Annotated in this window: 11 protein-coding genes; 5 read left to right on the forward strand and 6 right to left on the reverse strand. The window is 69.1% G+C overall.

The genetic code is table 11. The features are described 5' to 3' along the window. Positions 1 to 74: 74 nt before the first annotated feature. From WS57_RS23805 to WS57_RS23815, 3 genes are all read left to right on the forward strand, one after another. Entirely contained in the window at positions 75 to 503 is a 429-nt protein-coding gene (locus tag WS57_RS23805; RefSeq protein ID WP_069245472.1) for a hypothetical protein, read from the forward strand. A 93-nt stretch (positions 504 to 596) separates the two neighbouring features. Next, the gene (locus tag WS57_RS23810) at positions 597 to 1,073 is read left to right on the forward strand and encodes an Rrf2 family transcriptional regulator (RefSeq protein ID WP_009690075.1); all 477 of its coding nucleotides are present in this window, start codon (positions 597 to 599) and stop codon (positions 1,071 to 1,073) included. 132 nt (positions 1,074 to 1,205) lie between these two features. Next, positions 1,206 to 1,847: an NAD(P)-dependent oxidoreductase gene (locus tag WS57_RS23815; protein ID WP_059601878.1), complete on the forward strand. Its 642-nt coding sequence runs from the start codon at positions 1,206 to 1,208 to the stop codon at positions 1,845 to 1,847. 125 nt (positions 1,848 to 1,972) lie between these two features. On the opposite strand, the gene WS57_RS23820 is transcribed toward WS57_RS23815, so the two are convergent. Next, entirely contained in the window at positions 1,973 to 2,623 is a 651-nt protein-coding gene (locus WS57_RS23820; protein ID WP_155774339.1) for a cysteine dioxygenase family protein, read from the reverse strand. A 150-nt stretch (positions 2,624 to 2,773) separates the two neighbouring features. Between WS57_RS23820 and WS57_RS23825 the strand changes: the two genes are divergently transcribed. After that, the gene (locus WS57_RS23825) at positions 2,774 to 3,244 is read left to right on the forward strand and encodes an Lrp/AsnC family transcriptional regulator (RefSeq protein WP_009690079.1); all 471 of its coding nucleotides are present in this window, start codon (positions 2,774 to 2,776) and stop codon (positions 3,242 to 3,244) included. 62 nt (positions 3,245 to 3,306) lie between these two features. On the opposite strand, the gene WS57_RS23830 is transcribed toward WS57_RS23825, so the two are convergent. The 3 genes from WS57_RS23830 to WS57_RS23840 are packed head-to-tail and all read right to left on the reverse strand — an operon-like array spanning position 3,307 to position 6,794. Beyond that, positions 3,307 to 4,080 carry an ABC transporter ATP-binding protein gene (locus WS57_RS23830; RefSeq protein ID WP_040127031.1) on the reverse strand — a complete coding sequence of 258 codons (774 nt, stop codon included), beginning with the start codon at positions 4,078 to 4,080 and terminating at the stop codon, positions 3,307 to 3,309. Between the two features lie 4 nt (positions 4,081 to 4,084). Then, complete coding sequence (locus WS57_RS23835) at positions 4,085 to 5,761, reverse strand: ABC transporter permease (RefSeq protein WP_069244915.1); 1,677 nt, start codon at positions 5,759 to 5,761, stop codon at positions 4,085 to 4,087. Continuing rightward, complete coding sequence (locus WS57_RS23840) at positions 5,751 to 6,794, reverse strand: Fe(3+) ABC transporter substrate-binding protein (RefSeq protein ID WP_059601884.1); 1,044 nt, start codon at positions 6,792 to 6,794, stop codon at positions 5,751 to 5,753. The genes WS57_RS23835 and WS57_RS23840 overlap by 11 nt, the downstream gene beginning before the upstream one ends. 241 nt (positions 6,795 to 7,035) lie before the next feature. Here WS57_RS23840 and WS57_RS37250 point away from each other — a divergent pair, with 241 nt between their 5' ends. Next, positions 7,036 to 7,197 carry a hypothetical protein gene (locus tag WS57_RS37250; RefSeq protein ID WP_009688068.1) on the forward strand — a complete coding sequence of 54 codons (162 nt, stop codon included), beginning with the start codon at positions 7,036 to 7,038 and terminating at the stop codon, positions 7,195 to 7,197. A 147-nt stretch (positions 7,198 to 7,344) separates the two neighbouring features. On the opposite strand, the gene WS57_RS23845 is transcribed toward WS57_RS37250, so the two are convergent. Both WS57_RS23845 and WS57_RS23850 read right to left on the reverse strand, forming a co-directional pair. Beyond that, positions 7,345 to 8,712 (reverse strand): amino acid permease, encoded by a 1,368-nt coding sequence (locus tag WS57_RS23845; protein ID WP_069244916.1) that lies wholly within the window; start codon positions 8,710 to 8,712, stop codon positions 7,345 to 7,347. Between the two features lie 292 nt (positions 8,713 to 9,004). Then, positions 9,005 to 11,296 (reverse strand): FUSC family protein, encoded by a 2,292-nt coding sequence (locus WS57_RS23850; RefSeq protein ID WP_059514412.1) that lies wholly within the window; start codon positions 11,294 to 11,296, stop codon positions 9,005 to 9,007. Positions 11,297 to 11,466: the final 170 nt, after the last annotated feature.

Raw genomic sequence — 11,466 nt, forward strand, 5'->3', positions numbered from 1 at the left:
TCCGTTCCACAGGCGGTATCATCGACGTCGATCCAACCCTGCAGGCCGCGTGACGCGCGGCCGGAGACTTGTTGATGAAGACGAAGACTTGGCGGGCGCGTCGCGCGCCCGGTGCCGCGCTGGCGATCGTGACCATCGGTGCGGCGGTGTTGCTCGCGGGCTGCGAGAAGTCCGGCGCGCCGGCCACGCAACCCGATACGGCCGCAAGCGCGGCGGCCGATGCCGCGGGCCACGCGGCGCAGGCGCTCGACCAGGTGGCGAGCGCGGTCAACCAGCAGATCAATGCCGCGAAGGCCGGGATCGCGTCCGCGGCGTCGGCGGTGCCGCCGTTGTCGGCGAGCGGGCTGGCGTCCGCCGCGCAGGCGCAGATCGACGCGGCGGCTTCCGAGGTCGTCGCGCATACGGCGTCCGAGGCCGGTGCGAGGCTCGCCGAGGCCGGCAAGAAGCTTCAGCAGTGGAGCCAGCAGAATGCGGCGGGCGCGAAGCCCGCGAGCGGCGAGTGACGCGGAACTTGCCTTTTTCGTGAAATGTAATTATAGTGGTTACACATTGTCGCCGGCCGCAGGCCCGGGCCGGCGATGCCGAGTGAGTGAGGAATGAATACCAGCAGCCGCTTCGCGTTTGCCGTTCACGTGCTTGCCTTGCTGTCGATGCAGGAAGGCGCGCCGCTGTCGTCCGACATCATCGCGGGCAGCGTGAACACGAATCCGGCGCTGATTCGCCGCTTGCTGTCGATGCTCGCGGCCGCCGGGCTCACGACGTCGCAGCTCGGCGCGGGCGGCGGCGCGTTGCTCGCGCGCGAGCCGGGCGAGATCACGCTGCTCGACATCTATCGGGCAGTCGACGATGCGCAGCTCTTCGCGTTGCACCGCGAGGCGCCGAATCCCGCGTGTCTGGTCGGGCGCCATATCCAGGGCGCGCTGATCGGCTATATCGGCGATGCGCAGCGCGCGATGGAAGCGTCGCTCGCCACGCGCACGCTTGCCGACGTGACGGCCGACATGCTGGATGCGGAGCGGCGCGGGAAAAGGGCAGGCGCAGGGGCAGACGGAGCAGTCGGCGCCGGCGGATAAGCGCCGGCGGGCAGGGCAGGATGCCGGGTCGCAGCGACGCTGCGCAGCCGGCGCGACCGGGGTCTTCGCCCCGTTTTTTTCGGTCTTATATGTAATTAAAGTAATTACATATTTTATTTCTGGAGTATCGATATGACGCAACGAAGCTTGAATATCGCGCTGTTCGGCGCCACCGGCATGATCGGCTCGCGCATCGCCGCGGAAGCCGCGCGACGCGGCCATCGCGTGACCGCGCTGTCGCGCCACCCCGGCGCGGCCGGCGACGGCATCACCGCGAAGGCGGCCGACCTGTTCGACCCGGCCAGCATCGCGGCTGCGGTGCCGGGCCATGACGTGGTCGCGAGCGCATACGGCCCGAAGCAGGACGATGCCGCCAAGGTCGTCGCAGCCGCGAAAGCGCTCGTCGCCGGCACGCGTGCAGCCGGCCTGAAGCGGCTCGTCGTGGTGGGCGGCGCCGGTTCGCTCGAGGTCGCGCCGGGCAAGCAGCTCGTCGACAGCGAAGGGTTCCCGGAAGCGTACAAGGCGGTCGCGCTCGCGCATCGCGATGCGTTCGATTACCTGAAGACGGTCGCGGATCTCGACTGGACGTTCTTCGCGCCGGCCGCGCTGATCGCGCCGGGCGAACGCACGGGCAAGTTCCGCACGGGCACCGGCAAGCTGATCGCGGACGCGGACGGCAACAGCAGGATTTCGGCGGAAGACTACGCGGTCGCGTTCGTCGACGCGCTCGAGCAGGGCAGCTTCGTGCGCGAGATCGCGACGGTCGCATATTGAGCGGCGCGACGGCCGGCGGCGCGTGACCGCCGGCGCGGCCCGCGCGCGGTGTCGAACCCGCGCCGGGCGACGGTTTCAGGCGATTCCACCCTGGCGGGCGGGATTGCCTTTTCTTTGGGCGCGACTCATGCGGGCGCCGCGACCTCGACGAGCGCGTTGACATGCGTCGCGATCTGCTCGCCCGGCACGCCGTACACGTGCAGCGAGATCGCGGGCGCGCCGGCAGATGCGCAGTCGTGGCCGAGCCGGTGAATGCCTTGCGGGCCGCCGCGCACGAACGATACCGCGCCGGCGTCGCGCCGCTGCCGGCGGGCTTCGATCGCGTGATCGGCGGCCGTGTCGCGGTCGTACAGCGTTTCGGTCAGCGTGCCTTCGAGCACCGTGTAGCCGCACCACGTGCGGTGCGCGTGCACGGGGCTGCACTGGCCCGGGCGCCAGACCAGCGCGACGATCGTGTAGCGGCCGAGCGGATCGGCGGCGAGCAGGTGGCGGCAGTACGTCTGCGGATCGCCGCGGCGTTGCGCGTCGGTCAGCCAGCGCGTGGCCGCGCCGGCTTCGGCGAGCGCCGCGCGCATGCGGCGCGCGAATGCGGGGTGTTGCGCGGGATCGTCGTGCGACGACGCTCCGCTCGCGTGGACGGCCTCGAACGCCTCGTCGATCCGTGCGCACAGGCGGGCGAGCGCCGGGCGCACCGCGGACGCAGAAGCGGGCGCGATATCCGCAGCGGCGGTCGCGACGCGTCGGGTTGCGACGCGGGCAAGCGTGGACGTTTGCATGGCGTTGTTTCTCCGGGTCGGGGCGGCCGCACGGCGAGTGCGTGTGCCTGATTGGTATTTATACCGGTCGACGCCGAGAAACAGTTTTCATATTGTTCCCCAGTCATGCAGATGCATAGAATAAATTTCTATTTACGAGGGACTGGAGAAATGGACGCCATCGATCGCAAGCTGCTGGAGCTGCTGCAGGCGGACGCGACACTGCCGATCGCGGAACTGGCGCAGCGCGTGAACCTGTCGCAGACGCCGTGCTGGAAGCGCGTGCAACGACTGAAGGAGACCGGCGCGATCCGCGCGCAGGTCGCGCTGTGCGATCCGCGCAAGCTCGGCGTCGGCACGACCGTGTTCGTCGCGATCCGCACGAATCAGCACACCGAAGAGTGGGCGCAGCGCTTCACGCAGGCCGTGCGCGACATGCCGGAAGTCGTCGAGGTCTACCGGATGAGCGGCGAGACCGACTATCTGCTGCGGGTCGTCGTGGCCGGCATCGACGATTACGATCGCGTCTACAAGCAGTTGATCCGCGCGGTGCCGCTGTTCGACGTCAGCTCGTCGTTCGCGATGGAGCAGATCAAGTATTCGACGGCCTTGCCGGTGCGCGATCTCGTGGAATCCGCGTAGCGCGGCGCGGTGTCGTGCGCGGCACCGGGCGAACCGGCCGGCCGCACAGGCGCGCGCTGCGCTCAGCGACCGCGCATCAGCGCCCGCGCGCGTTCGTCGGCGAGCGCGTCGCGGCGCACGAAGTCCGCCACGAAGGCACTGGCCGGCCGGTGGTGAAGCGCATGCGGCGTATCCCATTGCGCGAGCCGGCCTTCGTGCATCACGCCGATCCGGTCGGCGATCGCGAATGCTTCGGCCTGGTTGTGCGTGACGAGGATCGCGGTATGGCCGGTGCGCTTCAGGATCTCGCGCAGCTCGAAGGCGAGCCGTTCGCGCGTATCGACATCGAGGTTCGAGAACGGCTCGTCGAGCAGCAACAGTTCCGGCGACGGCGCGAGCGCGCGGGCGAGCGCGACGCGCTGCTGCTGGCCGCCCGACAGCTCGTGCGGATACGCGCCGGCCGATTGCGCGAGACCGACGAGTTCGAGCATGTCCGCGACGCGCGCGCGCCGTTCGGGCTTCGGCATCCGGCGCAGCCCGAATGCGACGTTGTCGGCCGCGCTCAGGTGCGGGAACAGCGCATAGTCCTGGAACATCATGCCGATGCGCCGCCGTTCGGGCGGCACGTCGAGTGTCGGCGTCGCGACGGCGGCGCCGTCGAGCACGATGCGTCCCGCGCGCACGGGCTCGAAACCCGCGATCGCGCGCAGCACGGTGGTCTTTCCGCAGCCCGACGCGCCGAGCAGGCAGCCGATGTCGCCGCGCGGCAGCGCGAGGCTGAGCCCGTCGACCACCGTCCGGCGGCCTTGCGGCGTGTCGTACGCGAGGCAGAGGGTTTCGAGTTCGAGCAGGTTCACGGTGTCAGGCTCCGGTGTTGGGGCGGGTGCGGGCGAGCAGGATCACGGGCGCGAGCCCGGCCAGCACGATCGCGAACGCGGCGACCGCGCCTTCTTCATAGGTTCCGCGTGCGGCTTCCGCGTACAGCCAGGTCGCCAGCGTGTCGAAGTTCAGCGGGCGCAGCAGCAGCGTGGCCGGCAGCTCCTTCATCGCATCGACGAACACCAGCAGTGCGCTCGTCGTGAGCGCGGGACGCAGCAGCGGCAGGTGCACGCGGCGCAGCGTGCCGCCGGCCGTTTCGCCAAGCGAGCGCGCCGCCTGTTCGAGCGACGGCGGAATACGCGCGAGGCCGGCCTCGATGCTGCCGGCCGAGATTGCGAGAAAGCGCACGGTGTACGCGATCACGAGCGCAGCCGCCGAGCCCATCAGCAGTAATCCGTCGCGGCCGAGCGCCACGCCGAGCAGCCGGTCGAGCGCCGCGAGCGGAATCAGCAGGCCGATCGCGAGCACGGTGCCCGGCACCGCATAGCCGAGGCTCGCGATCCGCGCGGCGACGCGGGCCGGGCCGGCGCGCGCACTGTCGCGCTGCGCGCGCGCGGCCCACGAGACGACAAGCCCGCACGCGAGCGTGGCCACGGTGGCGGCGGTGGCGATCGTCAGCGTGTTGGCGAGCCCGATCAGCAACTGCGCGGACACGCCGCCGACCAGATGCAGGCGCTTGCCGGTCTCGACCGCGAGATACGCGGCCGGCGCGCCGAAGCCGAGCAGCACCGGCAGCCAGCCGAGCACGGCCGCGCTGCAGGCGGCCGCGCCCGTCAGGCGGCGCGGCGCGATCGGCCGCATGCGCCGGCCGTGCGCGTAGCGCTGGCGGCGGCGCCCGTAGCGTTCGAGCGCGATCATGCCGACGACGATCGCGAGCATCGCCAGCGCGATCTGCGCGGCGCCCGCGAGATCGGAGCGCGTGATCCAGGTCGTGTAGACGGAGACGGTCAGCGTCTGCACGCCGAGGAATTCGGACGCGCCGATGTCGTTCAGCGTTTCGAGCAGCGCGAGGCTGACGCCGACCGCGATCGCGGGCCGCGCGAGCGGCACGACGACGCGCCAGAACGTCGCGATGCGCCCGGCGCCGAGCGTGCGCGCGGCTTCAAGCAGGCTCGCCGACTGCGTGACGAACATCGCGCGCGTGCTGAGGTACACATACGGATACAGCACGAAGCCGAGCACGAACCCTGCGCCGGGCAGCGAGCGCAGGTCGGGCAGCCGGAACTGGCGCGGACTGTCGAAACCGAGCAGCCAGCGGATCGCGCCCTGCACGGGGCCGATCGGGTGCAGCAGGTCGAGATAGGCGAACGCGACGATGTAGGTCGGCACCGCGAGCGGCAGCAGCAGCGCCCAGCTCAGCACGCGGCGGCCGGGGAAGTCGTATGCGGTGACGAGCCACGCGCAGCCGGTGCCGACGACCGACACGATCGCGCCGACGCCCGCGAGCAGCAGCAGCGTATTGGCGAGCGCCTGCGGCAGCACGAATTCGGCGAGATGCCGCCAGTGCTCGAGATCGGCGCCGAACGCGGCTGCGACGAGCACCGCGAGCGGCGCCGCGACCGCCGCGGCGATAACGAGCGCGCCGGCGAGCCATGCGCTGCCGGCGCGCGGCCGCAGGCGCGAGCGGCGCGCCGCGACGAACGGGACTTCAGTTGTCAAAGCCGACCTTGTCGACGAGCTGGCTGGCCTGCTTGCGATGCTTCGCGATTTCCGCGAGCGGCAGCGGATCGATCTTCAGCTGACCGAAGCTCGCGATGACGGGGTCGAGCTTCACGTTCGCGCGCACCGGATATTCGTAGTTCGCCTGCGCATACAGCGCCTGGGCTTCCGGCGACACGAGATATTCGAGCAGCTTCACCGCGTTGGCCTTGTGCGGCGCGTGCTTCGCGACCGTCGCGCCGCTGATGTTCACGTGCGTGCCGCCGCTCTTCGCGTTTGCGAAGGTCGGCCGCACGACCTTGATCGCGTCGCCCCACTTGCGCGCGTCGGTGCCCGGCTCGGCATGCTTCATGTGGCCGACGTAGTACGCATTCGCGAGGCCGACGTCGCAGATGCCGCCGAGGATGTCGCGCGCGACGTCGCGATCGCCGCCGGTCGCCTTGCGTGCGAGGTTCGCCTTCACGCCGCGCAGCCATTGCTCGGTCGCGGCCTCGCCGTCGTGCGCGATCATCGCCGCGACGAGCGCGGTGTTGTACGGATGCTGGCCCGAGCGGATGCACACCTTGCCTTTCCATTTCGGGTCGGCGAGATCCTCGTAGCGGAACGCGTCGACCTTCAGGTCCTTCTCGACGTACAGCACGCGGTCGCGCAGCGACAGCGCGTACCAGTCGCCCTGCGCGCTGCGCAGGTTCGCGGGGATCGCATCGTCGAGCACCTTCGAGCGGACCGGCTGCGTGAGTCCGCCGTCGACCAGGTCGAGCAGGTTGCCGACGTCGACCGTCATCAGCACGTCGGCCGGCGACTGCGCGCCTTCCGCCTTCACGCGTTCGAGCAGGCCGTCCTTCACGAACACGGTGTTGACCTTGACGCCGCTCTGCTTCGTGAACGCGTCGATGAGCGGCTGGATCAGCTTCGGCTCGCGGGTGGTGTACAGGCTCACTTCCTCGGCGGCGTGAGCGAGCGGCGCGAAAGCGGCCGCGGCAAGGGCGAGGGCGCCGGCGAGCGGCAGCGGGCGGATACGCGGATTCGACATGGAGACTCCGGAGCGGCAGGCAGACGGTGGAATGCGCCGGGCGCACCTGCCGCTCGCGCTGCCCGGAACATTACGAAATGTAAGACTCCGGATTCTAGATCGAAATGGGAATGATTATCAAATGAAAGCTTCGCGCAAGCCGCGCGCAGCGCGCGCGAAATGGCGGGCGACGACGCGTCGCACGGCGCGCGCAAGCGCGTAGAATGCCCGCTTCAATGAATTTGACGGAGTCGCCCCGACCATGAACGATCAGCGCAAGAAGAACCCAGTCCGCAACGTGAGCATCCTGATCGTCGTGGCCGTGCTGCTCGTGATCGGGACGATCCTGTACAACGCGATTTCGCAGAAGCGCGCCTACGACGAGGCCCATCCGGCCGAGGCCGCGAGCGCGGCGTCGCACTGAACCGGGCAGCGCGGCATCGAGGCCCGGCGCTGTCGCGCTGCGCGGGCCGGGCGGACAAGGCGCGGCGCGCATCACGGCGCATGCCGCGCGGCGCGCCGGGAGCAGGGGCCGCGCCGGAGCCGGCGCGGCGCGTGGATCAGTCGTGCGTCAACGTGACGCAGCGGCGAACTTCGGGCGGATCCGCGCGTAGAACAGCACCGCGAGCAGCGCGAGCCAGGCCGCGCCGACATAGAGCGCGACGCGCGTGTCGTCGAACCAGCCGAGCATCACGATCACGAAGCCCATGAACGCGATCGTCAGCGCGGGCGCGACCGGCCACAGCGGTACCTTGAACTTCAGCGCCGCGACTTCCGCGGCCGGCAGGCGCCGGCGCATCGCGACCTGCGACAGCAGGATCATCAGCCACACCCACACGGTCGCGAACGTCGCGATCGCCGCCACCATCAGGAATACGTCCTTCGGCATCAGGTAGTTCAGCACGACGCCGACCAGCAGCGCGCCGGCCATCACCAGCACCGTGACCCACGGCACGCCGTGGCGCGACGTCGTCATCAGCACGCGCGGCGCCTGGCCCTGGCGCGCCATCCCGAACATCATCCGGCCCGCGCCGAAGATGTCGCTGTTGATCGCCGAGATCGCCGCGCTGATCACGACGAGGTTCAGGATCGTCGCGGCCGACTTCACGCCGAGCGTCGAGAAGATCTGCACGAACGGGCTGCCTTCGCTGCCGACGCCGGTCCACGGGCTGATCGACATCAGCACGACCATCGTCAGCACGTAGAACAGCAGGATCCGCGCCGGCACCGCGTTGATCGCGCGCGGAATCACGCGCTCGGGGTCCTTCGCCTCGCCGGCGCTCATGCCGATCACCTCGATGCCGCCGTACGCGAAGATCACGACCGACAGCGACGCGATCAGCCCGCCGAAACCGTTCGGCAGGAAGCCGCCGTGGTTCCACAGGTTCGCGAAGTCCGGCGCGTCGGCCGAATGGCCGAAATGCATGCCGGCGAGCAGGATCGCGACGCCGCCGCCGATCATCGCGACGATCGCGCCGACCTTGATGATCGACAGCCAGAACTCGAGCTCGCCGAACACCTTCACGTGGCAGAGGTTCAGCCCGCAGATGACGGCCACCACGCCAAGCACCCAGATCCACTGCGGGACGCCCGGAAACCAGAAGCCCATGTAGATGCCGAACGCGGTGATGTCGGCGATCGCGACGATCACCATTTCGAGCGTGTAGGTCCAGCCGGTGACGAAGCCCGCGAAGGGGCCGAGGTTTTCGGTCGCGTAGTGGCCGAACGACCCGGCGACCGGATCGCGCACGGCCATCTCGCCGAGCGCGCGCATCACCATGTAGACGGCCGCGCCGCCGAGGATGTACGCCAGGATCACCGCCGGGCCCGCGAGCTGGATCGCGGACGCCGAGCCGTAGAACAGGCCGGTGCCGATCGCCGAGCCCAGCGCGAGAAAGCGGATGTGCCGCGCGCTCAGATGGCGCTGCAAGTTCTTCATCGAGTCTCCGATATCGTTTTCCGACAGACCGGGCGGACCATGCCGATCCGGTCTCTCAAGTTGTCTATACAACTTGAATGTGAACGAATGATAACAAGCCGGGCCCGGTGGCCGGAATCGGGTATTCCCTGACTGGCGCGATGGCCGGAATCGGGATGGACGGGCGCGCGGGCGGCGCGGCGCGTGCGGGTCATGCGCGGGTCGTGGACGGCAGGCGGGGGGATGCGACGAGACTCGGGAACGCCGGCGGCGCGCCCGCGGCGTGCGCGGGCCGGCCGCCGGCGGCAGGACCTCAGGCGGGCAGGCGGATCACGCTCGCGTCCTTGCGGATCAGCAGCGACGACGCGAGCATCTGCTTGCACTGGTGCGCGAGCACCTTCAGGTCGTGCGTGAGTTCGGCGCCCACCGCGTCGGATTTTTCCGCGGACACGACCATCGCGTCGAGGTCGCGCGTGATCTGTCTGGTCGCCTCGAGCTGGTCGGCGGGCGGCGGCTCGCCGGCCTCGGCCTTCTCGAGGTTGTCGAGCACCGCGGCGAGGCCGCGATGCAGCGCGTCGTCCGGCAGCACGCTGCCGTCGGCCGCGCACGCGCTGCGGATCAGCGGCGCGGCCGCCGTGATCTGCGCGCCGAGCACGTGCGTCTGCACCAGCAGGTCGTTCAGCTCGGGCACGAACCGCTGGTGCGCCTTCGGCTCGATCATCATGCGCTGGAAGGCCTGGCCGAGGTTCGCGAACGCGATGTTCACGTCCTTGCGCGCGAGGCGGTATCGATAGTCGTCGTCGAGGCTCGTGGCCGGCGCCTCGATCGCCGCGGCGACGCCGGGCACGACGGCCGCGCCGTCGGCGACTGGCACGGGCGGCGGCGATGCGCCGCGGCCGGCGCGCCAGACGGCTTCGAAATACTTGCGGGTGGAGGTCAGCATGTCGGTCACGAGCTTGCCCATCAGCCGGTATTCCCAGTACGGGAACAGCCGGCTCGCCGCGATCGCGATCATGCAGCCGACCACGGTGTCGATCGCGCGCTCGCCGATGATGCGCATGTTGCCCGGCGCGAGCAGGTGGAACATCAGCAGCACGTACGACGAGGTGAACACGACGCTCGCCGCGTAATTGAACAGCAGCAGGCTGTAGCTCATCACCATCGAGCCGAACATCATCGCGATCAGCAGGTGCGAATCCTTGACCGTGTAGATCAGCGCGAGGCTCGCCGCGCAGCCGATCAGCGTGCCGATGATCCGCTGCGCGTTGCGCTGTTTGGTCAGCGAGTAGCCGGGCTTCAGGATGATGATGCTGGTCATCACGATCCAGTACGCGTTCGTGAGCGGCAGCAGCCGGCCGAGCCAGAAGCCGACCGCCACCGCGATCGTCACGCGCAGCGCGTGGCGAAAGCTCGGCGAGCGCATGTTCAGGTTCGAGAAGATCAGCAGCGGCGACATCCGGCGGCGCTGCAGGAAGCGCGTGAGCGCCTTGTCGATCTTCAGTTCGGTCTGCTGCGGGTCGGCGTGGCCGGACAGGTTGCGCCTCATCCGGTCGATCATGCGCGTCGCGCTCCAGATGCGCCGGAAGGTCGCCAGCACGGCTGCATACGCTTCCGCGTTGGTGGCCGGGAAGTTCTTCTTGCGCATCAGTTCGATCTCGTACTCGATCGCGCGCAGCTCGGCCTTCACGCTGATGCGCGAATGCGGCGCGCGGTTCTCGAGCACCGCGAGGCCGATCTCCTCGAGATCGGCGGCCGCCTTGCCGAGCAGGTCGCGGTAGAAGATGATCAGGTCCGAGCCGCCGAAGGTGTTGCGCACGAGCGGGTAGTCGGTGTGCGCGCCGACGAACAGCTCGTGCAGGTCGACGCTGTTGATGAACAGGTTGTACATCGTCGTGCGGCCCGGGTCGAGCTTGCCGCGGCGCAGCTTCGGCAGGTTGCGCAGCACGATGTCGCGCGCGGTTTCCTGCGTTTCGACTGCGGTGATCTGCTTCGCAACGAGGTTGCGGTAGCACTCGTCGAGATCGGCGTCGAGATCGTAGAACTGCGCGCGCGCGAGCAGGTAGTCGGCGCAGGCGAACAGGCTTTCGGCCAGCGCCTGCTGCTCGATGCGGCGCGCCTGCCATTGCGACACGAGCGTCGCCCAGTACGTGTACCAGAGGCCGCCCGCGAGAATCCAGCCGGCGTTGACGAACGCCTGCAGCGGCGTGAGCTTCTCCTCGAGCGTCATCACCATCATGAACAGCGTCGCGAAGCTGATCTGCGGCCAGCGGTTGCCGTAGACGACGATCAGCGACAGCACGAACGTGAGCGGCACGATCGTCAGCCACAGCGCGAAGATGTTCGGCGTCGCGAGGCCCGTCGCGAGCGCGGCGAGGCCGCCGATCACGCTGCACGCGAGCATTTCGTTGTGCTTGTACTTGAGCGGGCCCGGCATGTCGACGACGCACGCGCCGAGCGCGCCCGTCGAGATCGTGAAGCCGAGATCCCGGTTGTGAAACACGATCAGGCACAGCACGGCCGGCAGCGACACGCCGACCGCGATCCGCAGCCCGCCGAAAAAGTACTGACTGTAGAAAAACTTTCTGATTTCGACCGAATAGCGCATCGATGGGCTGAATGGCTGACGAAGACGCCCGGGGGCGGCGGTTTGACTGGCGACGAGTCTATCGTATTTCGCGGCCCGCAAAACCCGGCCTTCCGGACGATGCTCGCCGCGACGGTCCTTTTGCTATCCTTGGGGAACCCGTTCGCCCGGCACGGCCGGCGCGAGGTTCC

Source organism: Burkholderia pseudomultivorans (assembly GCF_001718415.1).
Lineage (GTDB): Bacteria > Pseudomonadota > Gammaproteobacteria > Burkholderiales > Burkholderiaceae > Burkholderia > Burkholderia pseudomultivorans_A.